The following is a 25,755-nucleotide window of genomic DNA, read 5'->3' as shown; positions in this document are numbered from 1 at the left end:
CGGATTGTAGCCAGCCGGCGTGGCGCTGGTCAAATCGTGACCAGCCGGAAACGGGGCGACCCGACCGGTGTACCAAACCGGGCAATAACTGACCTGCCCGGTTTGATATAGTTCGCTTTTCCCGTTGCGACCCCACGCATGGACACCATCCGCATCCGCGGCGCCCGCACGCACAACCTCAAGAACATCGATCTCGACCTGCCCCGCGACAAGCTGATCGTGATCACCGGCCTGTCCGGCTCGGGCAAATCCTCGCTGGCGTTCGATACGATCTACGCGGAAGGCCAGCGGCGCTACGTGGAATCGCTGTCGGCCTACGCGCGGCAGTTCCTGTCGATGATGGAGAAGCCCGACGTCGACCACATCGAGGGCCTGTCGCCGGCGATCTCGATCGAACAGAAGTCCACCTCGCACAACCCGCGCTCCACCGTGGGGACGATCACCGAGGTGTACGACTACCTGCGCCTGCTGTACGCCCGCGTGGGCACGCCGCGCTGCCCCGACCACGGCATACCGCTGGAGGCGCAGACGGTCAGCCAGATGGTGGACGCCACGCTCGCGCTGGACCCGGAGAAGCGCTACATGCTGCTGGCGCCGGTGGTGCGCGAGCGCAAGGGCGAGCACGTGCAGGTGTTCGAGCAGCTGCGCGCGCAGGGCTTCGTGCGCGCCCGCGTCGACGGCACGGTGTACGACCTCGACGCGGTGCCGCCGCTGGGCCTGCGCATCAAGCACACCATCGAGGCGGTGATCGACCGCTTCCGCCCGCGCGAGGACATCAAGCAGCGCCTCGCCGAGTCTTTCGAAACCGCGCTGCGGCTGGGCGACGGCCTGGTGATCCTGGCCGACATGGACGACGCGTCCGCGAAGGAGCAGCTCTACTCCTCGCGCTATTCCTGCCCGGTGTGCGACTACTCGCTGCCGGAGCTGGAACCTCGACTGTTCTCGTTCAACTCGCCGATCGGCGCCTGCCCGTCCTGCGACGGCCTCGGCGTGACTCAGGTGTTCGACCCCGCACGCGTGGTGGGCCACCCGGAACTGCCGCTGTCCGGCGGCGCGATCCGCGGCTGGGACCGGCGCAACCCGCACTACTTCCAGATGCTGCAGTCGCTGGCCGCGCACTACGGCTTCGACGTGGACACGCCCTGGCAGAACCTGCCCAGGGCCACCCAGCAGGCGATCCTGCACGGCAGCGGCAAGGAGAAGATCGCCTTCCGCTACCTCACCGAGCGCGGCGGCCGCGTCACCCGCGAGCATGCCTTCGAAGGCATCCTGCCGAACCTGGAGCGGCGCTACAAGGAAACCGAATCCGCCGCGGTGCGCGAGGAACTGGCCAAGTACATCAGCGACCACCCCTGCCCCGAGTGCGGGGGCCAGCGCCTCAACCGCTCGGCGCGCAACGTGTTCGTGGCCGACCACGCGCTGCCCGCGCTCACCAACCGCTCCATCGACGATGCGCTGGCGTTCTTCGCGGACCTGGCGCTCGCCGGCTGGCGCGGCGAGATCGCGGCGAAGATCGTCAAGGAGATCCGCGAGCGGCTCACCTTCCTGAACGACGTGGGTCTCAACTACCTCACGCTGGACCGCCAGGCCGACACGCTGTCCGGCGGTGAGGCGCAGCGCATCCGCCTGGCCTCGCAGATCGGTGCCGGCCTGGTCGGCGTGATGTACGTGCTGGACGAGCCCTCGATCGGCCTGCACCAGCGCGACAACGAACGCCTGCTCGGCACGCTCACCCGTCTGCGCGACCTCGGCAACACGGTGATCGTGGTCGAGCACGACGAGGACGCCATCCGCATGGCCGACCACGTGCTCGACATCGGCCCCGGCGCCGGCGTGCACGGCGGCGAGGTGGTGGCGCAGGGCACGGTGAAGGACATCCTCGCCTCCAAGCGCTCGGTCACCGGCCAGTTCCTGTCCGGCGAGCGCGCGATCGAGGTGCCGAAGCAGCGCCGCCAGCCCAACGACGATGCGTACTGGCTGCGCCTGCACGGCGCCAGCGGCAACAACCTGAAGAACGTGGACCTGGACATCCCCGCCGGCCTGTTCACCTGCGTCACCGGCGTCTCCGGCTCGGGCAAGTCCACGCTGATCAACGACACCCTGTTCCGCCTCGCCGCCGCCGAGCTCAACGGCGCCAGTGCGCAGCCGGCACCGTTCAAGTCGGCGGAGGGCCTGCACCTGTTCGACAAGGTGGTGGACATCGACCAGTCGCCGATCGGCCGCACGCCGCGCTCGAACCCGGCCACCTACACCGGCCTGTTCACCCCGCTGCGCGAGCTGTTCGCGCAGGTGCCCGAGGCGCGCGCGCGCGGCTACGAGCCCGGCCGCTTCAGCTTCAACGTGCGCGGCGGCCGCTGCGAGGCCTGCGAGGGCGACGGCATGCTGAAGGTGGAGATGCACTTCCTGCCCGACGTCTACGTGCCCTGCGACGTCTGTCACGGCAAGCGCTACAACCGCGAGACGCTGGAGATCCACTACAAGGGCCACACCATCGCCGACGTGCTCGACATGACGGTGGAGGACGCGCTGAAGCTGTTCGAGAACGTGCCGACCATCGCACGCAAGCTGGACACCCTGCGTGCAGTGGGTCTGGACTACATCAAGCTGGGCCAGAGCGCGACCACGCTGTCCGGCGGCGAGGCGCAACGCGTGAAGCTCTCCAAGGAGCTCAGCAAGCGCGACACCGGCAACACGCTGTACATCCTCGACGAGCCCACCACCGGCCTGCACTTCCACGACATCGAGCAGTTGCTCGACGTGCTGCACCAGCTCGTCGACCAGGGCAACACCGTGGTGGTGATCGAGCACAACCTCGACGTGATCAAGACCGCCGACTGGATCGTCGACCTCGGCCCCGAGGGTGGCGCCGGCGGCGGCCGCATCCTGGTCGCCGGTACGCCGGAAACCGTGGCCGCCACGCCCGGCTCGCACACCGGTCACTTCCTCGCGCCGCACCTGAAGCCGGCACGTCCTGCCAAGGCCGCCGCCAAGCGCGCCAAGACCACCCTCAAACACATCGCCTCGGCCGACAAGCACAAGCCGATGCGCGGAAAGAAAAAGAGCCCATGAGCAAGACCGACAGCGAATCGACCAAGCCCGCGCGCCGCGGCAAGAAGACCGCCTCCGGTGCCGCGGCGCCGGCAGCCACCGACGCGTCCCTGACTGCGCCGAAGCCGCTGTTCACGGCGGAGATCGCCGCACGCTGGCGCGACCTCGACGCGTTCAACCACGTCAACAACTCCAACTACCTCACCTACCTGGAGGAAGCGCGGCTGCAGTGGCTGAGCCACGTACCCGGCCCCTGGTTCGATGAGCACAGCATGCCGGTGATGGCCGCCGTCCAGCTCAACTACCGTCGCCCCATCGAATGGCCGGCGCAGCTGCACGTGCAGCTCTACCGCGAACGCATGGGCAACAGTTCGATGACCATCGCCCATCGGCTGGTGGACGCCCGCGACGCCGACATCCTGTACTGCGACGGCCACGTGGTGATGGTGTGGATGGACCCCGCCAGCGGCAAACCGGTGCCGCTGCCGCAGGCGATCCGCGAGGCCGCTGGCTAGGGACCGGCATGCCCGACCACCCCGCCCGTACCGTATTCCTGGTGGACCGCGAGGCCCGCGAACCGGTCGAGACCATCGCGGGCGAACGCCACGCCTGGCGCTTCCGCCCGCACGTCCATGCCGGCGACGAGGTCGTGCGCGTGCTTGCCGGCCGCGCGCGGCTGCACCTGCCTGACGGCTGCAGCGACGTCGCCGCCGGCGACACACTGGTGGTTCCGGCCGGCGTGGTCCACCGCTTCGAACCGCTGGACCGGCGCGGCTGGGCCTTCGTCTCGCGCTTCGTGCCCGCCGCGCGCCCGGCATCTCTCGAAGCCGGCTCGCTGTCCGCACGGGCCGCCGCGCTGCTGGCGCAGCGGCCTTCGCTGCGCACCGACGTCGCCGCCATCGCGCGCAGCTGCGCCGTGTCCGAGGGCCACCTGTCGCGCGCCTTCCGCCGCGAGACCGGCAGCAGCCTGCACAATTTCCACGTGCTGTTCGCGCTGCAGCGGGCGAAGGCGCTGCTGCGCCGGCAGGCGCCCGTGGTAGAGGCCGCGCTGGCCGCGGGCTTCTTCGACCAGGCCCACCTCAACCGCGAATTCGTCCGCACCTGGGGCATGACCCCGGCCGTCTTCCGCGACGGCTGGGCGGCAGCCGCCTAGCCACTCAATCCAGCTCCAGCGCCATGTAAAGCGTACCGGGCAGCGGATTGTCGTAATACGGCGGTACCGGACGGAAGCCCAGTTCCGCATACAGGTGCCTGGCGGCATGCATGGTAGCCAGCGTGTCCAGCACCACGCGCGCATGGCCCGCCTCGCGGGCTCGCGCGATGATCGCTTCCGCCAGCCGGCGCCCCAGTGCCTGCCCGCGCGCGGCGGGACGCAGGTACAGGCGCTTCATTTCGGCCGTGCCCGACATCGCGGTCGGCCGCAGCGCCACGCAGCCCAGTGCCCTGCCACCCGCGTCACGGGCGATCAGGATGTTGCCCAGCGGCGGCGCGTACTTGCCGGGCAACTGCGCCAGCTCCGCCGCGAAGCCCTGGAAGGAGAGGTCGATGCCAAGGCTTTCCGCGTATTCCGCGAACAGCTCGCGCACCACCTCGTCGTCCACGGGAAAGCGGGCCGGTGCGATGCTGATTCCCGATACCGTCGACATGCCCGATCGTCTCCGCAGCCTGTGGTCGCAACAGTCTGCCGGAAGCGATCCGCACGCGCTTGGATGATCCTGACCTCGTTGCGTGCCCGACCCGGGCTACTTCACCAGGATCTCGTCCGCAAACAGCCAGGTGTTCGCGGCGCCATCCGGGAAGCCCGCCGGCAACACGGTGTAGCGGTTCGCGACGACGCGCACGTAGCGTGCGTCCAGCGGCTTGGTCGCCTGGAACGCCACGTGGAATACATGCGGGCGCGAGTCCATCACGTCGGCCTTCGGCCGCTCCGCATCGACCGTGGTCCAGTGCTTGCCGTCGCCGGAAACCTGGAAGCTCACCGCCTGCGGCGGCAGGATGCGCGAACCGGTGTCCTGCAGGAAGTCCACCGCAATCGCATGGATCTTCGTGGGCTTCTGCAGGTCGATGGCGGCGTCCACATCGGCGTCGTTCCAGCCCGACCATTGCCCGTTGTGGAAGTCGTCGCCCCCCTGCACGCCGTCCGTCAGCGCGTGGGCAGGCGCGTATTTCGGCGACACCGGCTGGGCGAGGCGCAGCGGCTTGCCGGTGGCGAGGTTGTCCACCAGGGTGAAGCTGGCCGGATTGTCGTAACGCAGCCCCTTGCGGAACGGCACTACTTGCAACGTGCCTCCACGATGCAGCGTCACTGCGTCGGTGAACGAGGGCGAGCTGGCCGTGGGCACGCCGCCGTCCAGCGTGTAATGGTTCACCAGGTCGTCGAAGCCGCGCTGCGCGTGCAGCAGCCAACGCCCCTTCGCCTCCGCGGCGATCGCGTATTGCACCACGGCGCGATCCTCCGGCCCGTAGGCCACGTGCCAAGCATCCAGCCGCGGGTACTGCGCCTGCAGGCGCCGGTGGAAATCCGCCCAGGCCGCGTCGTCGTGCGCGTTGCCCCGCCACAGGTTCTCGGCGAAGGCCAGCACGCGCGGGTACAGCTTGGACTCGGCGTTGTACGGGTTCGCACGCTCGCTCCACAGCGGCGCCTCGGCCCCCAGCAACTGCGCGCGATGCGCCGCGAACACGGCGGCGTCCGCCTTGGCGTCGTTCGGGCTGCTGTCGTTGGCGATGTCGGTGCGGAACACGTCCTGCACCGTCAGCGAATCCAGCGCGCGGTCGATGTAGAACGGCCCGGCAACCACCACGCGGTTGCCGTTGGCCAGCGCCTTGGCCTGCTCGTCCGCGCCGCGCCAGGCTTCGATGACTGCATGCTTGTCGGCGCCGCCTTCAAGGATCTCGTCCCAGCCGACCAGGGTCTTGCCCTTGCTTTCGAGGTATTTCTGGATGCGCCTGATGAAGTAGCTCTGCAGCCCTTCCTCGTCCTTCAGTCCCAGCTTGTGCATCAGCGCCTGGCAGGAGGCGCAGTCGTGCCAGTGGTCCTTCGGCACCTCGTCGCCGCCGATGTGCACGTAGGGCGACGGGAACAGCGGCAGCACTTCGTCCAGTACGTTCTGCAGGAAGGTGAAGGTACTTTCGTCGCCCACACAGTCGATGTTCTTGTGCACGCCCCAGGCCGTGGTCACGGCCACCTGTTTCTTGCCGCAGGACAGCCCGGGGTAGGCCGCGATCGCCGCCACGCTGTGCCCCGGCATCTCGATCTCGGGGATCACCGTGATGTTGCGCCGGCGCGCGTAGTCCACCACCTGGCGGATCTGCGCCTGCGTGTAGAAGCCGCCGTAGCGCGTGCCGTCCGCCTCGGTGCGCCATGCGCCCACGCTGGCGAGCTTCGGATAGTGCCTGATCTGGATGCGCCAGCCCTGATCGTCGGTGAGGTGCCAGTGGAAGGTGTTGATCTTGTAGTAGCTGAGCAGGTCGAGCTGCTTCTCGATGAAGCTCACCGGATAGAAGTGCCGGCTGACGTCCAGCATCACGCCGCGCCAGGCGTAGGCCGGCGCGTCCTCGATGCGCATGGCGGGAATTTCCGCGCGCGTCGATTTCTCCAACGGCAACAGCTGCCGCAGCGTCTGCACGCCCCAGAACAGGCCCTGGTCGGTGGATGCGCTGACCGTGACCTGCTGCGGCGTCACCGTGAGATGGTAGGCCTCCTCGCCCTGCACCGCGGGGTCGAGCTTCAGCTCGATCGCGTGTGCGCCGGCACCCTCGCGCACGGCGATCCCGGTCTGCGCGCGGATCGCGTCGCGCAGGAACGTGGCGATCTCGCGGCCGCGCGCGTCCTTCGGCGCCTCCACGCGGGTATGTGCGTCCAGCCGGTAGCTGCCCCGCCCCAGTTGCAGGTGCTGCGGTTCGGGAATGATCGAGACGCCGGCCGCCATCGCCAGCGCCGGGAGAAGTGTGGACAGGCCCAGCAGGCACCGCGCAAGGATCTTCGACATCGATACATCCCCTCGTCGTTTGCTCGGAGTCGGCGGCCACGGCGCATGTCCGGCGCATGGCGGCGATCGAGAACCGGAACGCGCCCGGTGGCTTGTCGGCGCCTGAAATCCATGGCGTCGACACATATACTTCACTTGTAAATCATCGTTTCATATGTGCACACTACCGTGCAAGACGGCTGCGCGCCGCCGCGCACGAAGACGCAGCCCCGATTCTGCCGCCCAGCCGTCAGGCAGCGCTGGCGGCACCACGCAGCGCAGGGTGAAGACATGACGCATGCCAGCGCAGACGCCGTACCGTCCGGCTCCGCAGGAACACCGGGACGCGCGGTTGCCCGCCGGCTGCCGCGGCTGTCCTTCGGTGGCGCACCGATCGGCAACCTGTATGCGGGCGTGGCGGAGGGCGATGCCATCGGCGCCGTGCAGCACGCCTGGCGGCTGGGCATCCGCCATTTCGACACGGCGCCCTACTACGGCTACGGCCTCGGTGAAACCCGCCTGGGCGCGGCGCTGGCTGGTTTGCCGCGCACCGACTACAGCCTGTCGACCAAGGTGGGCCGCCTGCTGCAGGACGCCGACGACGGGCAATCCGCACCGCACGACGGCTTCGCGGTGAGCGGGCGACAGGCCGTGTTCGACTACAGCCGCGACGGCATCCTGCGCTCGGTGGAATCCAGCCTGCAACGACTCGGCACCGACCACGTCGAGATCCTGCTGCTGCACGACATCGGCGCGCTGACCCACGGCACGCGCCACCCGGCCATCCTGCGCCAGACCCTGGACGAGGCCCTGCCGGCGATGGCCGAACTGCGCAGCCAGGGCGTCTGCGGCGCGATCGGCCTCGGCGTCAACGAGCAGGAGGTGTGCCTGGAGGTGATGCCGGCCTTCGCGCTGGACGTGGTGATGCTGGCCGGCCGCTACACCCTGTTCGAGCAGCGCGACAGCACGCAGCTGATGACCGAAGCCTTGCGGCGCAACGTCGCCGTGATGGTGGCCGGCCCCTACAACTCCGGCCTGCTGGGTGCCGACGACGCACCCGGCGCCACCTACAACTACGCACCCGCCGACACCGCGACCCGCGCGCGGGCCCAGCGCTTCTACGACATCTGCGGCCGGCGCGGCATCGCGGTCGGCGCCGCCGCGCTGCAATTCCCGCTGGCGCATCCCGCCGTCGCCACCGTAGTGTGCGGCCTGCGTTCGCCGGCGGAGGTCGACAGCGCCGTGCAGCGCATCAACACCCCCCTGCATCCCGCGCTGTGGGACGAACTGCGTCAGGCGGGCCTGCTCGACGCCTGCGCGAGTACGCCATGAAGGCCGCATCATGCACCTGATCGACGCCCACCAGCACTACTGGCGCGTGGATCGCGGCGATTACACGTGGTTGCACGAGGCGCCCGCCTCGCTGCAGCGCGACTTCCTGCCCGCCGACCTGCAGGCGCAGCGCGCCGCCGCCGGCGTGGCCGGCAGCGTGCTGGTGCAGGCGGCGGCGACCGAGGCGGAAACGCGCTACCTGTTCGAGCTGGCCCGGGCCGACCGCGGCATCCTCGGCGTGGTGGGCTGGGTCGATTTCGAGGCGCCTGATGTGGCCGCACGCATCCGTGCGCTGATCCGCGACGGCGATGGCCTGCTGCTGGGCCTGCGGCCCATGGCACAGGACTACCCCGATCCGGACTGGCTGACGCGCCCGGCGCTCGATGCGGCCTTCGACTGCATGCAGGAACAGAGCCTCGCCTTCGAGGCGCTGGTACGACCGCCGCAACTGCCGGCGCTGCAACGGCGGTTGCGGCGCGAACGCGAGCTGCGCGTGGTGCTCGACCACGCGGGCAAGCCGGACATCGTGCACGACGGCTTCGATGACTGGGCGCCGCGGATCCACGCGCTGGCCGAACTGCCCAAGCTCTGCTGCAAGTTCTCCGGCCTGCTCACCGAACTTTCGCCGGGCATGCCGCTCGAAGCACTCGATCCTTACGTCGATCACCTGTTCGCGTGCTTTGGCCCCGGGCGCCTGATCTGGGGCAGCGACTGGCCGGTGCTCACGCTGCGCGACAGCTATGCGCACTGGCTGGAACTCGCCCGCGCCCTCGCACAACGGCGCGCGCCCCACGCGCTGGAGCGCATCTTCAGCCGCAACGCGCTGGCGTTCTACCGGCCGCAACGCGCACCCGATTTCCCCGTTACCGCAGGAGACATTCCATGAACGGCCGACTCCACGGCAAGCGCGCCCTCGTCACCGCGGCCGGGGCCGGCATCGGCCGCGCCACCGCGCTTGCCTTCGCGCGCGAAGGCGCCAAGGTGCTGGCCACCGACATCGACGAGGCGGCGCTGGCCAGCCTCGCGCAGGAGCAGCCGGCCATCGCCACGCAGCGGCTGGACGTCACCCGCGCCGAGGACATCCGCGCGCTGGTCGAAGGCCAGGGCGCGATCGACGTGCTGTTCAACTGCGCCGGCTACGTGCACGCGGGCACCATCCTCGACACCGAGGACGATGCCTGGCAGCGCTCGTTCCGCATCAACGTGGACAGCATGTACCACCTGTGCCGCGCGGTGCTGCCCGGCATGCTGGAGCGCGGCGGCGGCAGCATCATCAACATGTCCTCGGTGGCGTCCAGCATCAAGGGCGTGCCGAACCGCTTCGCCTACGGCGCGACCAAGGCGGCGGTGATCGGCCTGACCCGCTCCATCGCCGCCGACTATGTGGCGCGCGGCGTGCGCTGCAACGCGATCTGCCCCGGCACGGTGAAGACGCCGTCGCTCGGCGAGCGCGTGCGCGCGCTCGGCGGCGACGAACAGGCGGTGTGGCGCAGCTTCACCGACCGCCAGCCGATGGGTCGCCTCGGCACGCCGGAGGAGATCGCCGCGCTCGCGCTGTATCTCGCCTCCGACGAATCCTCCTTCACCACCGGCACCGTCCACGTCGTGGATGGCGGCTGGTCCAACTGAGCACAGGTATGCCTTCATGAAGCTCGTTCGTTACGGCGCACACGGCCAGGAGCGCCCCGGCCTGATCGACGCGCAGGGCACCCTGCGCGACCTCTCCGCCCACGTCGGCGACATCGACGCCGGCGCGCTGGTCCGTGCCGGCCGCGCGCGGCTCGCGGCGATCGACCCGGCCATCCTGCCGGAAGTCGCCGGCACGCCCCGCTACGGCGCGCCGGTGGCGCGCACGGGCAAGATGATCTGCGTGGGCCTGAACTACACCGACCACGCCGCCGAGACCGGCGCGAATGCGCCCGAGCAGCCCATCCTGTTCATGAAGGCCACCAACGCCATCATGGGCGCGAACGACGACGTGATCATCCCGAAGGACTCGGTCAAGACCGACTGGGAAGTGGAACTCGGCGTGGTGATCGGCGACACCGCGCGCCACGTGCGCGTGGCGGATGCGCTGGACCACGTTGCCGGCTACCTGCTGGTGAACGACCTCTCCGAACGCGCCTTCCAGCTGGAACACGGCGGCCAGTGGGTGAAGGGCAAGAGCTGCGACACCTTCGGCCCGATCGGCCCGTGGCTGCTCACCGCCGACGAAGTGGCCGATCCGCAGAACCTCGCGATGTGGCTGGAGGTCAACGGCCATCGCTATCAGAACGGCAACACGCGCAACATGATCTTCGGCGTGACCGAACTGGTGAGCTACATCAGCCGCTACATGACCCTGCAGCCCGGCGACATCATCAGCACCGGCACGCCGGCGGGCGTGGGCCTGGGCCAGAAGCCGCCGCGGTACCTGCGCCCCGGCGACGTGATGGAACTGGGCATCGACGGCCTGGGCCGGCAGCGCCAGCGCACCGTCGCCTACAACGACACGGTGCCGGCATGAACCACGCGGCCTCCGCTCCCGACGCCAGCACTGCGCGTATCGTGGCACTGGACACGCTCGACGTGCGCTTCCCGACCTCGCGGGAGCTGGACGGCTCGGATGCGATGAACCCCGACCCGGACTACTCGGCCGCCTGCGTCACGCTGCGCACCGACCATCCGGATCTGCGCGGCTACGGCTTCGTGTTCACCATCGGCCGCGGCAACGACGTGCAGACGGCCGCCCTGGCGGCGCTGGCCGAACACGTCGCAGGCCTCTCCGTCGACGCCATCGTCAACGACCTCGGCGGCTTCGCCCGCCGCCTCGTCGGCGATTCGCAGCTGCGCTGGCTCGGCCCCGAGAAAGGGGTGATGCACATGGCGATCGGTGCGGTGATCAACGCGGCCTGGGACCTCGCCGCGCGCCTCGCCGGCAAGCCGCTCTGGCGCTACATCGCCGAGCTGTCCCCGGAGGAAATCGTCGCCGCCATCGACTTCCGCTACCTCAGCGACGCGCTCACGCCAGACGAGGCGCTGGCGATGCTGCGCAAGGCGGTTCCGCACCGCCAGCAGCGCATCGAGCAGCTGCTGGCCGAGGGCTATCCCGCCTACACCACCTCGCCGGGCTGGCTGGGCTACAGCGACGAGAAGATGCAGCGGCTGGCCCGCGGAGCGGTCGCTGACGGCTTCCGCACGATCAAGCTCAAGGTGGGCCTGGATGCGGCGGACGATGTGCGCCGCTGCCGCCTCGCGCGCGAAACGGTCGGCCCCGGCATCGCCATCGCGATCGACGCCAACCAGCGCTGGGACGTGCCTGACGCCATCGCCTGGCTGAAGCAGCTGATCGCCTTCGACATCGCCTGGATCGAGGAACCGACCAGCCCCGACGACGTCCTCGGCCACGCGGCGATCCGCCGCGCGGTGGCGCCGATGCCGGTGTCCACCGGCGAGCACACCCACAACCGGGTGATGTTCAAGCAGCTGTTCCAGGCCGGCGCGGTGGACCTGGTGCAGATCGACGCGGCTCGCGTGGGCGGCGTCAACGAGAACCTGGCGATCCTGCTGCTGGCTGCCAAGTTCGGCGTGCGCGTGTTCCCGCACGCCGGCGGTGTGGGCCTTTGCGAGCTGGTGCAGCACCTGGCGATGGCCGATTTCGTGGCGATCACCGGCAAGAAGGAAGACCGCGCCATCGAGTTCGTCGACCACCTGCACGAGCACTTCGTCGACCCCGTGGTGATACGCGATGGCCGCTACATCGCGCCGCTGGCGCCGGGTTTCTCCGCGCAGATGAAGGAAGCCTCGCTGCGCGATTACGCCTTCCCGCATGGGGTGGTGTGGCAATCCTGAAGACTGGAGCAGCATGATGAACATGCCTTACCGCCTCGTGAAATCCGCACTCGCCTGCGCGCTCGTCTCCGCCTGCGCCATGGCACACGCCGCGACGCCGGCTAACACCGGCGCGCATCCGGTCGCTGCCATCCAGGACACCGAAACCCCGGCGCAGCGCGACGCGCGCATGGCCTGGTGGCGCGCGGCGCGCTACGGCATGTTCATCCACTGGGGCGTGTACTCGGTGCCGGCCGGGGTGTGGCATGGCAAGCCGGTCGACGGCGCAGGCGAATGGATCATGCACGAGGCACGCATCCCGGTGGCCGAGTACAAGCAGTTGCCTGCGAAGTTCGACCCGACGCGGTTCGACGCCCACGCCTGGGTGTCGCTGGCCAGGGCCGCGGGCATGAAGTACATCGTGATCACCGCCAAGCACCACGACGGCTTCGCGATGTTCGACTCGAAGGCGAACGCGTTCAACATCGTCGACGCCACGCCGTTCAGGCACGACCCGCTGCGCGAACTGGCCGACGAGGCGGAGCGGCAGGGCATCAAGTTCGGCGTCTACTACTCGCAGGACCAGGACTGGACCGCGCCCGGCGGCGCCGCGATCGGCGGCCACTGGGACAAGGCACAGGACGGCGACTTCGCCACCTACCTGCACACCAAGGCGATCCCGCAGATCAAGGAACTGCTGGCGAAGTACCACCCGGCCGTGCTGTGGTTCGACACGCCCACCAGCGAGATGACGCCGCAGCTCGCCTCGGAAATCGTGAAGCTGCTCGACCAGTATCCGCAGCTGATCTGGAACAACCGGCTGGGCGGCGGCTACGAAGGCGACACCGAGACGCCCGAGCAGCACATCCCTCCGCAGGGCTTTCCCGGCAAGGACTGGGAAACCTGCATGACGATCAACGACACCTGGGGCTACAAGTCGGGCGACACCAACTTCAAGTCGACCACCGTGCTGCTGCGCAACCTGGTCGACATCGCCAGCAAGGGCGGCAACTACCTGCTCAACGTCGGGCCCGATTCGCACGGCGTGATCCCGGCGCCCGAGGCTAAGCGCCTGCGCGCGATCGGCCAGTGGCTGAAGGTCAACGGCGAATCGATCTACGGCACCGGCCCCACGCCGTTCGCCGATCCGCACGGCAGCTACTCGGCCACGCAGAAGGATGCCGACGGCAAGCCCGCGTGGGTGCCCGTCTGGGATTGGCGCGCCACGAGCCGGCCCGGCAAGGTCTACGTCCACCTGCTCGAATGGCCGGGAAGTTCGTTCCACGTCGCCGACGCGAACGTCCACGCCACCGGCGCCTACCTGCTGGCCGATCCGCAGCACGCGCCGCTCAAGTTCACGCAGCACGGCGCGCAACTCGACGTGCAGCTGCCCGCCAGGCCGCTCGACCCGATCGACACGGTGCTGGTCATCACGACCAAGGGTTGAAGGCGTCACCCTTGTCACCTGCGTCCGCCGATCACGGCGGCGCGGGCGACCACGCGATCGAACTGACCCGGCCGCGAAGGCGCCCCGCCCTACTGGCGTTCGCCCCGCCCCGCCACGGTGCTGGCGGCCAGCGCCTCCCTGAGCGAAAAGATCCCGCGCATCGGCACCCATTTCTCGCCGGGCCGCGCCCAGGGCAGGCGCTGCTGGTAGCGATCCATCAGCCGCTCCCACGCCTGCACCCGCGGATCGGCCGCATCGGCGGCCTGCTTGCCCGCACTGTCGTAGCCGTCGGGCACCTGCATGACCATCACCAGCCGGTTGCCGGTGCGGAAGATCTCCATGTCCTCGATGCCCGCGGCGCGGATCGAGGCGACGATTTCCGGCCAGACCACACCGGGCCGGTGCCAGTTTTCGTACTCGGCAATGGCTGCCGGGTCGTCGCGCAGGTCGAGGGCGTAGTAGAGGCGCGGCATCAGGCGCCCGCTCCGCCCGCGCGCGGCAGGCGCCGCCAGGCGAACCCCATCACCACGACGAAGCTCAGCGCCGGCACGCTCAGCGCGCGCGCGATGCCGGCAAGATCGGACACCGCCCCCATCGCCGCGGTGAGCACCGCGCCGCCGATGATGGTCATCACCAGCAGGGCCGACCCCAGCTTGCGCTCGTCGTCGTCCATGCCCTCCACGCCCAGCGCGAAGATGGTCGGGTACATCACCGACATGAAGAAACTGCAGGCCACCAGCGCGAAGGCGCCGCTCATGCCCGGATACAGCAGCGCGTACAGGGTGAGCACCGCGTTGATCGCGGCGAACGCCAGCAGCAGGCGTACCGGCGCCAGATACTTCATCAGCGCCGTGCCCACGAAGCGGCCCGCCATGAAGCACACCAGCGCGGCAAGGATGAAGTTCGCCGCCGCATGCGCCGAGGTGCCGGGCACCGTCGCCTGCACGTAGCGGATGGTGTAGCTCCACACCCCGACCTGCGCGCCCACATAGAAGAACTGCGCCGCCATGGCGCTCGTGAAATTCCGGTCGCGCAGCAGCCGGGTCAGCGCGCCGTCGCGCCCGGTGGCGCGCGCGGTCAGCACGTGCGGCGCTGCCACCGCGGGGAAGCGCATCACGAGCACCAGCACCGCCCAGGCCAGCACCACCAGGCCGATGCACAGGTAGGGGCCTTGCACCGCGTGTGTCGCCGCCGCGTAGTACGCGGTGCGCTCGGCAGCACCCATCGTGGCCAGCTGCTGTGGCGTGTGTTCCACACCCCCCAGGATGAAATGCTTGCCGATCAGCACGCCGGCGATCGAGCCCAGCGGGTTGAACGCCTGCGCGAAGTTGAGCCGGCGCGCTGCGCCCTCGCGTGGCCCCAGCACGGTCATCAGCGGGTTGGCCGAGGTTTCCAGGAAAGCCAGCCCGGCGGCAATCACGAACAGCGCGAACAGGAACATGCCGTAGGTGCGCAGCTGCGCCGCAGGCCAGAACAGCAGCGCGCCCACGCCGTACAGCACCAGGCCCACCACCACCGCCTCCTTGTAGCCGAAGCGGCGCATGAACATCGCCGCTGGCATCGCCACCAGGAAGTAACCGAGGTAGAACGCGCTCTGCACCAGGCCGGCCTCGAAGTCGTTCAGCACGAAGGCCATCTTGAACTGCGCGATCAGCACATCGTTGAGGTTGTTCGCGGCGCCCCACAGGAAGAACAGGCCGACGATCAGGAACAGCGGCAGCCAGCGCTGGACGCCTTTCGGTACGGCGGCAACGGCCGTTGCCGGGGATTCCGTCATCACTTGCACATCCACCCCTCTTTTTTGCGTGGCGTCGGCGTCTGGCGATGCGTGCCCGCGAATGGCTCGCGCGACTGGTGCAAATATGAAACAGTTATTCACCAGCATAACAAGGCGCGCTGCAACATGCCGTACGGCCAGCGCCTCACATGACGATCACCCATCGCATGCGGCAAGCTAGGGATGCCATGCCGAAACCTACTCCCGCTTCCAAATACCGTGCCCCCGCGCTCGACAAGGGCCTGGACATCCTCGAACTGCTGGCCAGCGCCCGCAAGCCGCTGAGCATCGTGGAGATCTCCGAGGGTGTAGGCCGCTCGCGCGGCGAGATCTTCCGCATGCTGCAGGTGCTGGAGGAGCGCGACTACCTCGCGCGCGCCGAAGGCGACGGCAGCTACTGCATCACCCCGCGACTGTTCCGCCTGGCGATGGAGCAGCCACCGGTGAAAAGCGCCATCGAGGCGGCCCTGCCGGTGATGCACCGACTCGCCGAGACCACCGAGCAGGCCTGCCACCTGGTGGTGCCCTCGCGCGACCAGATCGTGGTGATCGCCCGCGCCGATCCGCCAGGCGAGATCGCTCTCGTGGTGCGCATCGGCCACCGCCGCCCGATGTCCCAGGCCACCTCCGGCCACGTGCTGCTCGCCTTCCAGGATGAGCAGATGCGCGAGCACTGGTTCGACATCATCGCCAGCCAGGAGGCCGACCTCGACCGCAGAAAGCTGACCCGCCAGTTGGCGCAGGTGCGCAGCCAGGGCTATGCCTGCGCGCGCAGCCACGTAGTGGATGCGGTCACTGACATCTCGGCCCCGGTGCTCCATCACGGACGCGCCGTATGCGCGCTCACCGTGCCGTTCATCGAGCAGCGTGCCTCGTCGCAGACGCGGCAACGCACCATCGAGGCGCTGTGCAGGGCCACGACCGAGATATCCGACATCCTGCAGTACGGCACCGTCACGCAGCGACGCTGAGCGGACGCGGGACGCCGACACGCGCGACTGGAACCCATCACCAGCCACCCGGTCGACACCAAGGACCGTTCCCGACTGCCGCCCCCCCCTGCATCCACAAGGAGCTCCACCATGAACCAGCCTGCCCGGTCCTCCCTCGCGCTTGCCTGCCTCGCCGGGCTCGCCCTCGCCGCGCCCGCCATCGCGGCGACGCCCGCCGCCGGTGCCGACGTCACGCTGTACCGCAGCGACAGCGCCGCGCTGTATGCGAGCAGCGGCGACAGCAATGTCGACGACGGCTACGCGGTGATCCGCGAGCAACGCCCGCTCACGCTCAAGCCCGGCCTGCAGGACGTCACCCTGGGTGACCTGCCTGACCATCTCGATGCCGAGGCGCTGGCGCTGGGCTTTCCCGACGGCAACGCCAGGGTGGTTTCGCAACGCCTGCTGCTGGGCCAGGGCAGCAATGCTGCGCTGACCGGCCTGGTCGGCCAGGACATCACCGTGCTGGGGAGCAACGGCGAGACGCTGGCCCAGGGCACCCTGCTGCGCGCCGGCGATGGCCTGCTGGTGCGCGGCACGCTGGGTACCACCCTGGTGCGCCAGTACGCAGCGGTGCGCGCCGGTGGCGGCGGCTTTCCCGGCGGTTCCAGCCTGCGCCTGCGCATCGACGCCGCACGCGGCGGCCATAGCGAGGCCGTGCTCAGCTACCCCACCGCGGGTCTCGGCTGGCGCGCCGCCTACGTGGCCACACTGCAGCCCGGCGCGGCCTGCAGCATGCGGTTCGAGTCACGCGCCAGCATCGCCAACCGCAGCGGCCGCGACTGGCGCGACGCCAGGCTCACCTTGATCGCCGGCGCACCGAGCTTTGCCAAGACCTCCGGCCCGCGCCCGGTGATGGCGATGGCGAACGCCAAGGCGTATGCCACCGCACCGCTGCCGGAGCAGGCGCAGATGGACAACTACCGCAGCTACACGCTGCCCGCGCCGGTGGACCTGCCCGACGGCAGCGTCAGCCAGGTGCCGTTGTACGCCGCGCGCACCATGGGCTGCGAACGCACCGATCTCTACGAGAACGGCGGCACATGGCTGCCGCCGCAGCCGATGCTGGGCCGCGACTTCAACGGCGGATCGGGCACCGGCGGCATCGTCGGCATGCTCAAGCTCACCGCCTTCGACAGCCTGCCCGCCGGTTACCTGCGCGTGCTCGCGCTCGACCGCCACGGCGTGCCGCAGTTCATCGGCGAAGGCCGCATCGAGGACACCCCCAAAGGCAGCGACGCCACCATCACCCTGGGCAGCGCGTTCGACCTGCGCGCCGAACGCGAGCGCACCGCCTTCCACGTGGACCAGGCCGACCGCACCCTGGACGAGGCATTCCGCATCACGCTCAGCAACGCCGGCGACAGCGCGCGCACCGTCACCGTGCGCGAACATCCCAACCGCTGGCGCGAGTGGAAGCTGGCCTCGTCCAGCCAGAAGCCGAGCCGACAGACCGCCGACACGCTGGAGTTCCGCGTGAACGTACCCGCCAGCGGCAAGGCCGTGCTGGACTATGCGGTGCGCTACAGCTGGAGCGCGGACCAGCACCCGCAACCGTAAACCGACACCCGAGGAAAGCTTCCATGCTCGAAGTCATCCAGCACGAGGCCATCGCCGAGTTCAGGCTGGCGCGCCCGCCGGTCAATGCGCTGAACCTGGAGCTGCTGCACGCGCTCCGCACCGCTCTGGCCGATGCGATCGCGGGCGGTGCGCGCGGCATCGTGCTGTCCGGCGTGCCCGGCATGTTCTCCGCCGGCGTGGACGTGCCCGCCCTGCTGCAGATGGATCGCGCCGGCGCGCGTGCGTACTGGCGCGAGTTCTTCGCCACCGGCGCCGCACTGGCCTGCTCACCGGTGCCGCTGGCTGCCGCGATCACCGGCCACAGCCCCGCCGGCGGCGCCGTGCTGGCGCTGATGTGCGACTACCGCGTGATGGCGCAGGGCCCGTACAAGATCGGCCTCAACGAGGTACAGGTCGGCCTCACCGTGCCCGATTGCATCCAGCTCGCGATGCGCCGGGTAGTGGGCGCCTGGCGCGCCGAGCGCCTGCTGGTCGCCGGCGCGATGGTCGACGCGCAGGAAGCGCTGGCCTGCGGCTTCATCGACGAAGCCACGGGCATCGACCAGGTGGTGACCCGCGCCCTGCACTGGATGGGAGAACTGCTGGCTTTGCCATCGCATGCCATGCTCGCCACCCGCCGCCTCGCCCGCGCCGATCTAGCCGCCACCTTCGCCGATGTCGACGCCCTGCCGCTGGACGATTTCCTCGCGGGCTATTTCCACCCGCAGACGCAAGCCACGCTGCAGGCGCTGGTAGCCAGGCTCAAGGGCAAGGGGTAAGTTCCGGGCGGGCGTCGCGCCCGTGGGCCCGAGCAACGATCGAGCGGCCGGCGGGACTGCGGCGCCCGTTGCCGGCGCCGCAGTCCATCATCATCAGCGTATACCGCTGGGCGCCGTGGATGCGGGGAACGACAGCCTGGCCTGTTCGTACTGGATCAGCAGCTGATCGGCCAGCAGGTAGTTCTTCCTGGACAGCGCGTCGCGCAGCATCGCGGCCACCTCGTCCTCGCTCTTGCCCTCCAGGGAGGCCGGCACGAAGCGGCCCGAATGCTCCGTGTGGAAAGCATCGGCCACTAGCTTCGCCCCCTGCGGGGACATGCCCAGGGCCTGCCAGGCTTCCGCGAGCTTGACCCGGATCTTGGCCTGGGCCGCCACGGATTCGACCGATTTCCGTTCGTTGACCCGATAGAGCTCCATGCTCGCTGCCTGCGCCGCACGACTCCGGTTTTCCCGGAATTGCTGGTTGGACTGCCGATTCGGCTGCTCGCCGCTGCTGCTGTGTTGCGCGTGGAGCACTGGAGAAGCCAGAACGAACAATGCACAGACGGCCATCATGCCTTTCATCCGTATTCCCTCCTTTGACTGGTTCGGCGCAAGTCGGGCGGCGTATGGCGTGTCCCGCCGGCGTGCCGGAAACCACCGGCAGGCCGCCGCCTCGTCGAGCCTAGACTCGCGGGGTGGCGGGCGCAAGGCGCACCAGGAACCGGATCAAGCGGGGGGCCTGCGGCCGAAGCCCGGCGCGACGGTCACCCTTCGCCCGTCGCCGCCGGCCGCGAGCGATCGCTCACCCAGCCGCTCCACGATGGCGCGTACAGGCGCGAACCGGCGAGGCCGGCGTGTTCCATCGCCAGCAGGTTGTGGCAGGCGGTGACACCGGAGCCGCACATGTGCACGACGTCGGATGGCGCGCGCGTGCCGAGCAGCGCGAGGAACTCGGCCTTCAGCTCCGCCGCGCCCTTGAAGCGGCCGTCGGCGGCGAGGTTGTCGGCGAACGGGCGGTTCAACGCGCCGGGCACGTGGCCGGCAACGGGATCGAGCGGCTCGCTGTCGCCGCGGTAGCGCGGCGCCGCGCGCGCGTCGAGCAGCAGCGGCGCGGGAACGGCGTGCAGCGCGGCGTGATCGAGCACCACCCGGGCAGGGTCGAACCGTACCGTCACCGTGGTCGCCGCACGCCGGGGCAGCGCGGTTTCCACCGGCAGGCCGGCCGCCTGCCACGCGGCAAAACCGCCATCGAGCACTGCCGCGGCGCGCTCGCCGGCGTAGCGCAGCAGCCACCACAGCCTGGCGGCGGCCAGTGCACCGTTGGCGGCGTCGTAGGCCACCACCTGCAGACCCGGTCGCCAGCCCCAGCGACCGAGCACGGCGGCGAACGCCGCGGCGGAAGGCAGCGGATGCCGGCCCAATCCCTGCGACTGCAGCGAAAGATCGGAGAGGTCCGTATCGAGCTCGGCGTACACCGCACCGGGGACATGGCCGGCCAGGTAATCCCGCCGGCCCTGCGCCGGATCGGCGAGATCCTTGCGGCAGTCGACGATCAGCACTTCGGCTGGCGGCAGGGCGGCCAGTTCGGCGGCCGCGATCAGCGTGGTCTTCATGCGCGTCCCATCCTCTTCAGCAGGTTGAGCAGGATCGCCGCGGTGGCGCCCCAGATGCGGTGTCCGCCGTGCACGAATTCCACCATGTCGCGCCGGTGACCGCGGTATTCCATGACATAGCGCCGCAGGTTGGCCGGCTCAAGGAAGAACGCCAGCGGCACCTCGAACACCTCGGCCACTTCCGCGGGCGCGGGGCGCAGCCGCGCGTCGGCCGCGATGCGCGCCACCACCGGCGTGATGCGGTAGCCGCTGATCGTCTCGAAGTTGTCAAGGTAGCCCAGCGGCGTCACCAGCGACCGGTCGAGCCCGATCTCCTCCTCGCTCTCGCGCAGCGCGGTGGCCAGCGGGTCGGCATCGGCCGGGTCAGTGCCGCCGCCGGGAAACGCCACCTGCCCCGCATGCGACTGCAGGTGATCGGTGCGCACGGTGAGCACCAGCCGCGGTTGCACGCCCTCGCGCAAGGCCAGCAGCACCGCCGCAGGCCGGCGCCGCGTGTTGCCGAGCAGCTCGGTGATGTCGGCATGGTTCCAGCCCGGCGCGGTGGGCGGCACGGACAGCGGCCACAAGGCCCGCAGCAACTCGTCGTTCATCGGTGGCCGCGCGCGGGCAGTACGTCGCGCATCACGCGCAGGCGCTCCGCCTCGGCCATGCTGCCCCAGCGGCCTATCTCCTCGATCGTGCGGCGGCAGCCGACGCAGTAGCCCCGGGAGTCCAGCCGGCAGACGCCGATGCACGGCGTGGCCGGGGACAATGGTGCAGAGGGAAGCTCGTTCGACATCCCCGCCATTTTAGCAGGCGCGATGCGCCCTCAGCGCGAAGCCTGGGCCGGCGTGGGCGGCTTGATCGCCAGCAGTTCGATCTCGAACACCAGCGCCTCGTTGGGACCGATGCGCGGCAGCGCACCTTCCCTGCCATAGGCCAGCTGCGGCGGGATCACCACCTTCCAGCGGTCGCCAACGTGCATGCGGGGGATCACGTCGCGCCAGCCCGGGATCACGTGGTCGACGGTGAAGCTCACCGGCGCGCCGTGCGCCCAGGTGCTGTCGAACTCGGTGCCGTCCACCAGCATGCCGCGGTAGTTCACCACCACCGTGCTGGTGACCGTGGGACTCACCGTGCCATCGCCGCGCTTCAGCACGGAATACTGGATGCCGGAAGGCAGCTGGATCACGCCGGGCTGCCTGGCGTTGCGCGCCATGAATTCGGCGCTCTTGCGCGCGTTGGCTTGCGCCAGTTGCTCGAACTCCGCCTGCGCGTCGGTGCGCAACTGCTGGTTGAAGGCGCTCAGCTGCTGGTGCATTGCCTGCATCGACACCGTCGGCGGGCGCTTGTTGTAGGCGTCCTGGATCGCACGCTGCAGCGTGGCGATGTCGATCTCCGGGATGCCGGCCTGGTTGCGACCGTCCACGAACTGGCTGCCGATCTGGTAGCCGATCGCGTAGGAGAGCTTGGCCTTGTCCAGCTTCACCGGGGCCGGCGGCTGCGGACGGGTCTGCGCATGCGCCGCGCCGACCAGCAGCAGGCAGGGCAGCAGCCAACGCAGTCGTGTCATGCCGTTCTCCATCGCGACTCTTGCCTCGTGCCGCACGCCGCGGCTGCTCCGGGATGCCACATCGTAAGCGTTTCGCACCACGCCTGCAGCGCCCACGCATGAGAAACCCGGCGGCGACAAAGGTTCCCGCGCTACCATTCGCGTTTCGGCACAGTGGGAGTTCCCGGCATGGCCTATCGCAACCTCGACATCGGCAACCGCGGCGCGGTGCGCACCATCACGGTGAACCGCCCCGACAAGCTCAACGCGCTGAACCGCGACACGCTCAACGAGCTGACCATCGCCTTCGCCCAGGCCGCACAGGACGACGCCGTACGCGCGGTGGTGCTGGCCGGCGCGGGCGAGAAGGCCTTCGTGGCCGGCGCCGACATCGCCGAAATGAACGGCTACACGCCGGTGCAGGCGCAGGGCTTCTCGCGCGCCGGCCAGCGCCTGATGACCGGCATCGAGCGGCTGGGCAAGCCGGTGGTCGCGCGCATCCAGGGCTTCGCGCTGGGCGGCGGCATGGAGCTGGCGATGGCCTGCCATCTGCGCGTGGCCAGCGAGAAGGCGAAATTCGGCCAGCCCGAGATCAACCTCGGCCTGATCCCCGGCTTCGGCGGCACCCAGCGCCTGCTGCGCCTGGCCGGCCGCAGTGCCGCGCTGGAACTGTGCCTCACCGGCGCGACCGTCAATGCGCAGCGCGCGTACGAGCTGGGCATCGTCAACCGCGTGGTGGCGCCCGAGGCACTGGACGAAACCGTCGACGCACTCGCCGACCAGCTCGCCGCCGCCGCGCCGCTGGCTGCCGCCGGCATCCTCGATGCGGTGCTGCAAGGCGGCGAGGCTGCGCTCGACCAGGGGCTGGAATTCGAGACCCAGGGGTTCGCGCTGATGTTCTCCACCGCGGACATGCGCGAAGGCACCAGCGCGTTCCTGGAGAAGCGCAAGCCGGCGTTCAAGGGCGCCTGATCTTCGCTCCCCCTTCCGGGCTGGGGCGAGGGGACATGCCCGCAGCAGGCTTCCATCGAGGCCATTTCGCGAGCACCCGCCCCTCACCCCGATCCTCTTCCCAAACGGGAGAGGAAGTTTTCAGTGATGGCCGCCGGCGTACTTCTTCTCGCCCGCCGTCACCGCGATGTCGAGGCGGTTCTCCGGCGGCGCCAGCGGGCAGGTGGCGAACGGCGTGAACGCGCAGGGCGGGTTGTAGGCCTTGTTGAAATCCAGCACCAGCCTGCCCGGCTTGGCCACGCCAGCGGCTGGCAACGCGGCGTAGAGGAAGCGCGCGGCGCCATAGGTTTCCTTGCCGGAAGTCTGGTCGGCGATCACGAAGAACAGCTCGCCGCCCGGCTCCTCCTGGTAGGGCAGCAGCTCGAACGTGTGGCCGTCGCGCTGGAACACCGCCTTGCCGGGCACCTTCACCTTGTCGATGGTGCCGATCGCCGTGCCGATCTCGAGGTCGTGTTCCGGCACGAAGGGCACCCATGCGGCCTCGATGCGCCAGCTCGCATCGATCGGAAAATAGTCGATGCCGGCGAAATCGCGGCGCGCCTCGGCATCGGCGTCCTTCACGCGCAGCGCCTTGCGGCCGTCGCGGTCGATCACGAAGAAACTCGCGCTGCCGAAGCGCACCGTGGTGGGCGTGGCCCCCGCGGCGGCATGCATGTCGTCGACCAGTGCGGCTTCGGCGACGGGCTTGCCGTCGACGGTGGCGCCGCTGTCCTTCGCCAGGGCGATGCTCGTCGCGCCGTCCGCTGCCAGCGTCACCGTGCCCAGGTGCGCGGGGCCGGCCTTCAGCACGATGTCGTTGTCGGTCGCGCTGCCCACGCGGTTCGTGCCCTCGCGCAGCCACTCCAGCCCGATCAGGCTCAGCCAGCCATCCGGCGCGGTGAGCCGCGCCACGCGGGCTGCGCGCCACTGCTCGATCTCATGGGTGTAGGTCGGTGTTTCGGCGGCAGACACGGCGGCAACTCCGGAAATCAGGGCAAACAGGAAGGCGGCGACTCGCGACATGGGGACGATCCGCGGCGATGGAAGGGCCGAGTATGGACGGCCAAACGCGAAGCGGGCAAGCAGCTAGCGCCCACGCATGAACAACCTGTCCAGCTCGGACAGTGAAAGCTGCGTCCACGTCGGTCGCCCGTGGTTGCACTGACCGGAGCGTTCGGTGGCTTCCATCTCGCGCAGCAGCGCGTTCATCTCGGGAACCGTCAGGCGCCGCCCCGCGCGTACCGAACCGTGGCAGGCCATGGTGGAGAGCAGTTCGTTCTCCAGCTCCTGCAACCGGCGCGAACTGCCGTGCTGCGCCAACTCGGCCAGCACGTCGCGGGTGAGCCGGCTCACGTCGGCGCCTTCCAGCAGGGCCGGAATGCGCCGCACCACCACGCCCGACGGACCGCTGCGCGACAGCTCCAGGCCCCAATCGGCCAGCGCCTCGGCATGCTCTTCCGCGGCAGCGGCTTCCCTGGCGCTCACTGCGATGTTGAGCGGCACCAGCAGCAACTGCGAGCGCAGATTGCTGCAGGCGCGGCCGGCCTTGAGCTTCTCGTAGGTGATGCGCTCGTGTGCGGCATGCATGTCCACCAGCACCAGGCCCTGCGCATTCTCGGCGAGGATGTAGATGCTCTTGAGCTGGGCGATGGCGTAGCCCAGCGGCGGCGCCTCGCCCTCCTCCACGGCAGGCATCGGCGCGGCGGCAGGCGCGGTGCGTGGCGGCTCGCCCAGCAGCGCGGCGTAGTCGGCCAGCGGTTCGTCGCGCACGCCCAGCGCGAGCCGGTTCTGTTCGGCATGCACCGGCCACGACGACATGCGCGCGATGCCCGGCAGACCAGGTGCGGGAGCACTCGCGGTACCGATGTGCAGGCGGCCGTCGTCCGCCTGCGCGCGCGACTCCACCTGGCCGGCACGCGTCTGCGCCAAGGCTTCGTGCAGGGTGCGGAACAGGAAATCGTGCACCAGCCGCTGCTCGCGGAAGCGCACCTCGTGCTTGGCGGGATGCACGTTGACGTCCACGCCGGCCGGATCGAGTTCGAGGTACAGCACGAAGGCCGGGTGGCGACCGTGGAACAGCACGTCGGCATAGGCCTGGCGCACGGCATGCGCCACCACGCGGTCGCGCACCAGCCGGCCGTTGACGTAGAAGTATTGCTGGTCGGCCTGGCTGCGCGAGGCGGTGGGCAGGCCCACCCAGCCGGAGAGATGCAGGCCCGCGGCGGCGTGGTCCACGCGCAGGCTCTGCGCAGGGAATTCCTCCCCCAGCACCTCGGCCACGCGCTGCAGCTGCGCCTGTTCGTCGCGCGCGGCCTTCCAGATGCGCACCGGTTTGCCGTTGTGGCTGAGACGGAATTCCACCGAACCGCGCGCCAGCGCCAGCGACTTCAGCAGGTCGTCGATGTGCGCGAACTCGGTGCGCTCGGCGCGCATGAACTTCTTGCGCGCGGGCACGTTGTAGAACAGGTCGCGCACTTCCACGCTGGTGCCCGGTGGATGCTGCGCGGGTCGCGCCGCCTGCAACCTGCCGCCGTCCACTTCCAGCCGGAACGCGGCTGCGGCCTCGTGCTGGCGCGAGGTGAGCGCGAAGCGCGCCACCGAGGACACCGAGGCCAGCGCCTCGCCGCGGAAGCCCATGCTGGCGACGTGCTCCAGGTCGTCGAAGCTGCCGATCTTGCTGGTGGCGTGCGAGGCCACCGCCAGCGGCAGCTCGTCGGGCGCGATGCCGCCGCCGTCGTCGCGCACGCGGATCAGCCGCGCGCCGCCCTGCTCGATGTCCACCTCGATACGGGAGGCGCCGGCGTCGAGGCTGTTCTCGACCAGTTCCTTGACCACGGACGAGGGGCGCTCGATCACCTCGCCGGCGGCGATCTGGTTGATGAGTTCAGGAGGCAGCGGACGGATGACGGGCATCCGTGCACTTTAG

Annotated in this window: 22 protein-coding genes and 1 pseudogene; 13 read left to right on the top strand and 10 right to left on the bottom strand. The window is 69.6% G+C overall.

Annotated elements, in window-relative coordinates; all coding sequences use genetic code 11:
• Positions 1–138: 138 nt before the first annotated feature.
• Genes uvrA through ACQGNW_RS11510 form a run of 3 tightly spaced genes read left to right on the top strand, consistent with a single transcriptional unit; the run spans position 139 to position 4,201 of the window.
• Positions 139–3,069 carry an excinuclease ABC subunit UvrA gene (uvrA, locus tag ACQGNW_RS11520; protein ID WP_426663306.1) on the top strand — a complete coding sequence of 977 codons (2,931 nt, stop codon included), beginning with the start codon at positions 139–141 and terminating at the stop codon, positions 3,067–3,069.
• Positions 3,066–3,563 (top strand): acyl-CoA thioesterase, encoded by a 498-nt coding sequence (locus ACQGNW_RS11515; RefSeq protein WP_426663305.1) that lies wholly within the window; start codon positions 3,066–3,068, stop codon positions 3,561–3,563. Before uvrA ends, ACQGNW_RS11515 begins: the two co-directional genes overlap by 4 nt.
• An 8-nt stretch (positions 3,564–3,571) precedes the next feature.
• Positions 3,572–4,201 (top strand): helix-turn-helix transcriptional regulator, encoded by a 630-nt coding sequence (locus tag ACQGNW_RS11510; RefSeq protein ID WP_426663304.1) that lies wholly within the window; start codon positions 3,572–3,574, stop codon positions 4,199–4,201.
• Between the two features lie 4 nt (positions 4,202–4,205).
• Here ACQGNW_RS11510 and ACQGNW_RS11505 read toward each other — a convergent pair whose 3' ends face one another.
• Together ACQGNW_RS11505 and ACQGNW_RS11500 are read right to left on the bottom strand one after the other, a co-directional pair.
• The gene (locus ACQGNW_RS11505; RefSeq protein WP_426663303.1) at positions 4,206–4,694 is read right to left on the bottom strand and encodes a GNAT family N-acetyltransferase; all 489 of its coding nucleotides are present in this window, start codon (positions 4,692–4,694) and stop codon (positions 4,206–4,208) included.
• A 96-nt stretch (positions 4,695–4,790) separates the two neighbouring features.
• Positions 4,791–7,037 (bottom strand): glycoside hydrolase family 20 protein, encoded by a 2,247-nt coding sequence (locus ACQGNW_RS11500; RefSeq protein WP_426663301.1) that lies wholly within the window; start codon positions 7,035–7,037, stop codon positions 4,791–4,793.
• A 270-nt stretch (positions 7,038–7,307) separates the two neighbouring features.
• On the opposite strand from ACQGNW_RS11500, the gene ACQGNW_RS11495 reads away from it, so the two are divergent.
• The 6 genes from ACQGNW_RS11495 to ACQGNW_RS11470 are packed head-to-tail and all read left to right on the top strand — an operon-like array spanning position 7,308 to position 13,605.
• Positions 7,308–8,348, top strand: a complete 1,041-nt coding sequence (locus ACQGNW_RS11495) for an aldo/keto reductase (protein ID WP_426663300.1) — start codon at positions 7,308–7,310, stop codon at positions 8,346–8,348.
• A gap of 10 nt (positions 8,349–8,358) precedes the next feature.
• Positions 8,359–9,234, top strand: a complete 876-nt coding sequence (locus tag ACQGNW_RS11490) for an amidohydrolase family protein (protein ID WP_426663299.1) — start codon at positions 8,359–8,361, stop codon at positions 9,232–9,234.
• Positions 9,231–9,977, top strand: a complete 747-nt coding sequence (locus tag ACQGNW_RS11485) for an SDR family oxidoreductase (RefSeq protein ID WP_426663298.1) — start codon at positions 9,231–9,233, stop codon at positions 9,975–9,977. The genes ACQGNW_RS11490 and ACQGNW_RS11485 overlap by 4 nt, the downstream gene beginning before the upstream one ends.
• A 16-nt stretch (positions 9,978–9,993) precedes the next feature.
• Positions 9,994–10,854, top strand: coding sequence for a fumarylacetoacetate hydrolase family protein (locus ACQGNW_RS11480; RefSeq protein ID WP_426663297.1), 861 nt, complete (start codon positions 9,994–9,996; stop codon positions 10,852–10,854).
• Complete coding sequence (locus ACQGNW_RS11475; protein WP_426663296.1) at positions 10,851–12,179, top strand: L-fuconate dehydratase; 1,329 nt, start codon at positions 10,851–10,853, stop codon at positions 12,177–12,179. Before ACQGNW_RS11480 ends, ACQGNW_RS11475 begins: the two co-directional genes overlap by 4 nt.
• A gap of 22 nt (positions 12,180–12,201) precedes the next feature.
• Positions 12,202–13,605, top strand: coding sequence for an alpha-L-fucosidase (locus tag ACQGNW_RS11470; RefSeq protein ID WP_426663295.1), 1,404 nt, complete (start codon positions 12,202–12,204; stop codon positions 13,603–13,605).
• Positions 13,606–13,694: 89 nt separating this feature from the next.
• Here ACQGNW_RS11470 and ACQGNW_RS11465 read toward each other — a convergent pair whose 3' ends face one another.
• Complete coding sequence (locus tag ACQGNW_RS11465; RefSeq protein WP_426663294.1) at positions 13,695–14,078, bottom strand: L-rhamnose mutarotase; 384 nt, start codon at positions 14,076–14,078, stop codon at positions 13,695–13,697.
• A complete protein-coding gene (gene fucP / locus ACQGNW_RS11460) occupies positions 14,078–15,382 on the bottom strand; it encodes an L-fucose:H+ symporter permease (protein ID WP_426663293.1) in 1,305 nt (434 codons plus the stop codon). The genes ACQGNW_RS11465 and fucP overlap by 1 nt, the downstream gene beginning before the upstream one ends.
• A gap of 188 nt (positions 15,383–15,570) precedes the next feature.
• Here fucP and ACQGNW_RS11455 point away from each other — a divergent pair, with 188 nt between their 5' ends.
• The 3 genes from ACQGNW_RS11455 to ACQGNW_RS11445 all read left to right on the top strand — a co-directional run bounded on the left by ACQGNW_RS11455 (position 15,571) and on the right by ACQGNW_RS11445 (position 18,713).
• Positions 15,571–16,353: an IclR family transcriptional regulator gene (locus ACQGNW_RS11455; RefSeq protein WP_426663292.1), complete on the top strand. Its 783-nt coding sequence runs from the start codon at positions 15,571–15,573 to the stop codon at positions 16,351–16,353.
• 111 nt (positions 16,354–16,464) lie between these two features.
• Complete coding sequence (locus tag ACQGNW_RS11450; protein ID WP_426663290.1) at positions 16,465–17,934, top strand: DUF4139 domain-containing protein; 1,470 nt, start codon at positions 16,465–16,467, stop codon at positions 17,932–17,934.
• A 23-nt stretch (positions 17,935–17,957) separates the two neighbouring features.
• On the top strand, positions 17,958–18,713 hold the full coding sequence (locus ACQGNW_RS11445) for an enoyl-CoA hydratase/isomerase family protein (RefSeq protein ID WP_426663289.1): 756 nt from the start codon (positions 17,958–17,960) through the stop codon (positions 18,711–18,713).
• 93 nt (positions 18,714–18,806) lie between these two features.
• Here ACQGNW_RS11445 and ACQGNW_RS11440 read toward each other — a convergent pair whose 3' ends face one another.
• The 4 genes and pseudogenes from ACQGNW_RS11440 to bamJ form a co-directional block, all read right to left on the bottom strand.
• Positions 18,807–19,268: a hypothetical protein gene (locus ACQGNW_RS11440; RefSeq protein ID WP_426663288.1), complete on the bottom strand. Its 462-nt coding sequence runs from the start codon at positions 19,266–19,268 to the stop codon at positions 18,807–18,809.
• A 191-nt stretch (positions 19,269–19,459) separates the two neighbouring features.
• Positions 19,460–20,308: a sulfurtransferase gene (locus ACQGNW_RS11435; RefSeq protein WP_426663287.1), complete on the bottom strand. Its 849-nt coding sequence runs from the start codon at positions 20,306–20,308 to the stop codon at positions 19,460–19,462.
• A pseudogene (locus ACQGNW_RS11430) lies at positions 20,305–21,095 on the bottom strand (CoA pyrophosphatase). Before ACQGNW_RS11430 ends, ACQGNW_RS11435 begins: the two are co-directional and overlap by 4 nt.
• 21 nt (positions 21,096–21,116) lie before the next feature.
• Complete coding sequence (gene bamJ, locus ACQGNW_RS11425; protein ID WP_426663286.1) at positions 21,117–21,860, bottom strand: BamJ family beta-barrel-assembly machinery protein; 744 nt, start codon at positions 21,858–21,860, stop codon at positions 21,117–21,119.
• A gap of 168 nt (positions 21,861–22,028) precedes the next feature.
• Here bamJ and ACQGNW_RS11420 point away from each other — a divergent pair, with 168 nt between their 5' ends.
• Positions 22,029–22,811 carry an enoyl-CoA hydratase-related protein gene (locus tag ACQGNW_RS11420; protein ID WP_426663285.1) on the top strand — a complete coding sequence of 261 codons (783 nt, stop codon included), beginning with the start codon at positions 22,029–22,031 and terminating at the stop codon, positions 22,809–22,811.
• A 120-nt stretch (positions 22,812–22,931) separates the two neighbouring features.
• On the opposite strand, the gene ACQGNW_RS11415 is transcribed toward ACQGNW_RS11420, so the two are convergent.
• Together ACQGNW_RS11415 and mutL are read right to left on the bottom strand one after the other, a co-directional pair.
• Entirely contained in the window at positions 22,932–23,852 is a 921-nt protein-coding gene (locus tag ACQGNW_RS11415; protein ID WP_426663284.1) for a DUF1684 domain-containing protein, read from the bottom strand.
• Between the two features lie 63 nt (positions 23,853–23,915).
• On the bottom strand, positions 23,916–25,742 hold the full coding sequence (gene mutL / locus ACQGNW_RS11410; protein ID WP_426663282.1) for a DNA mismatch repair endonuclease MutL: 1,827 nt from the start codon (positions 25,740–25,742) through the stop codon (positions 23,916–23,918).
• Between the last annotated feature and the right edge of the window lie 13 nt (positions 25,743–25,755).

This window comes from Rhodanobacter aciditrophus, from assembly GCF_050026795.1.
GTDB lineage: Bacteria > Pseudomonadota > Gammaproteobacteria > Xanthomonadales > Rhodanobacteraceae > Rhodanobacter_A.
Note: the sequence above shows the minus strand (reverse complement) of the source record. Positions and strands in the feature narration are given on the sequence as shown.

What these genes read in the sequence shown, in the direction of transcription:
- uvrA (WP_426663306.1), top strand. Translation starts at nt 139, where the DNA reads ATGGACACCATCCGCATCCGCGGCGCCCGCACGCACAACCTCAAGAAC.
- ACQGNW_RS11515 (WP_426663305.1), top strand. Translation starts at nt 3,066, where the DNA reads ATGAGCAAGACCGACAGCGAATCGACCAAGCCCGCGCGCCGCGGCAAG.
- ACQGNW_RS11510 (WP_426663304.1), top strand. Translation starts at nt 3,572, where the DNA reads ATGCCCGACCACCCCGCCCGTACCGTATTCCTGGTGGACCGCGAGGCC.
- ACQGNW_RS11505 (WP_426663303.1), bottom strand. Translation starts at nt 4,694, where the DNA reads ATGTCGACGGTATCGGGAATCAGCATCGCACCGGCCCGCTTTCCCGTG.
- ACQGNW_RS11500 (WP_426663301.1), bottom strand. Translation starts at nt 7,037, where the DNA reads ATGTCGAAGATCCTTGCGCGGTGCCTGCTGGGCCTGTCCACACTTCTC.
- ACQGNW_RS11495 (WP_426663300.1), top strand. Translation starts at nt 7,308, where the DNA reads ATGACGCATGCCAGCGCAGACGCCGTACCGTCCGGCTCCGCAGGAACA.
- ACQGNW_RS11490 (WP_426663299.1), top strand. Translation starts at nt 8,359, where the DNA reads ATGCACCTGATCGACGCCCACCAGCACTACTGGCGCGTGGATCGCGGC.
- ACQGNW_RS11485 (WP_426663298.1), top strand. Translation starts at nt 9,231, where the DNA reads ATGAACGGCCGACTCCACGGCAAGCGCGCCCTCGTCACCGCGGCCGGG.
- ACQGNW_RS11480 (WP_426663297.1), top strand. Translation starts at nt 9,994, where the DNA reads ATGAAGCTCGTTCGTTACGGCGCACACGGCCAGGAGCGCCCCGGCCTG.
- ACQGNW_RS11475 (WP_426663296.1), top strand. Translation starts at nt 10,851, where the DNA reads ATGAACCACGCGGCCTCCGCTCCCGACGCCAGCACTGCGCGTATCGTG.
- ACQGNW_RS11470 (WP_426663295.1), top strand. Translation starts at nt 12,202, where the DNA reads ATGCCTTACCGCCTCGTGAAATCCGCACTCGCCTGCGCGCTCGTCTCC.
- ACQGNW_RS11465 (WP_426663294.1), bottom strand. Translation starts at nt 14,078, where the DNA reads ATGCCGCGCCTCTACTACGCCCTCGACCTGCGCGACGACCCGGCAGCC.
- fucP (WP_426663293.1), bottom strand. Translation starts at nt 15,382, where the DNA reads ATGACGGAATCCCCGGCAACGGCCGTTGCCGCCGTACCGAAAGGCGTC.
- ACQGNW_RS11455 (WP_426663292.1), top strand. Translation starts at nt 15,571, where the DNA reads ATGCCGAAACCTACTCCCGCTTCCAAATACCGTGCCCCCGCGCTCGAC.
- ACQGNW_RS11450 (WP_426663290.1), top strand. Translation starts at nt 16,465, where the DNA reads ATGAACCAGCCTGCCCGGTCCTCCCTCGCGCTTGCCTGCCTCGCCGGG.
- ACQGNW_RS11445 (WP_426663289.1), top strand. Translation starts at nt 17,958, where the DNA reads ATGCTCGAAGTCATCCAGCACGAGGCCATCGCCGAGTTCAGGCTGGCG.
- ACQGNW_RS11440 (WP_426663288.1), bottom strand. Translation starts at nt 19,268, where the DNA reads ATGATGGCCGTCTGTGCATTGTTCGTTCTGGCTTCTCCAGTGCTCCAC.
- ACQGNW_RS11435 (WP_426663287.1), bottom strand. Translation starts at nt 20,308, where the DNA reads ATGAAGACCACGCTGATCGCGGCCGCCGAACTGGCCGCCCTGCCGCCA.
- bamJ (WP_426663286.1), bottom strand. Translation starts at nt 21,860, where the DNA reads ATGACACGACTGCGTTGGCTGCTGCCCTGCCTGCTGCTGGTCGGCGCG.
- ACQGNW_RS11420 (WP_426663285.1), top strand. Translation starts at nt 22,029, where the DNA reads ATGGCCTATCGCAACCTCGACATCGGCAACCGCGGCGCGGTGCGCACC.
- ACQGNW_RS11415 (WP_426663284.1), bottom strand. Translation starts at nt 23,852, where the DNA reads ATGTCGCGAGTCGCCGCCTTCCTGTTTGCCCTGATTTCCGGAGTTGCC.
- mutL (WP_426663282.1), bottom strand. Translation starts at nt 25,742, where the DNA reads ATGCCCGTCATCCGTCCGCTGCCTCCTGAACTCATCAACCAGATCGCC.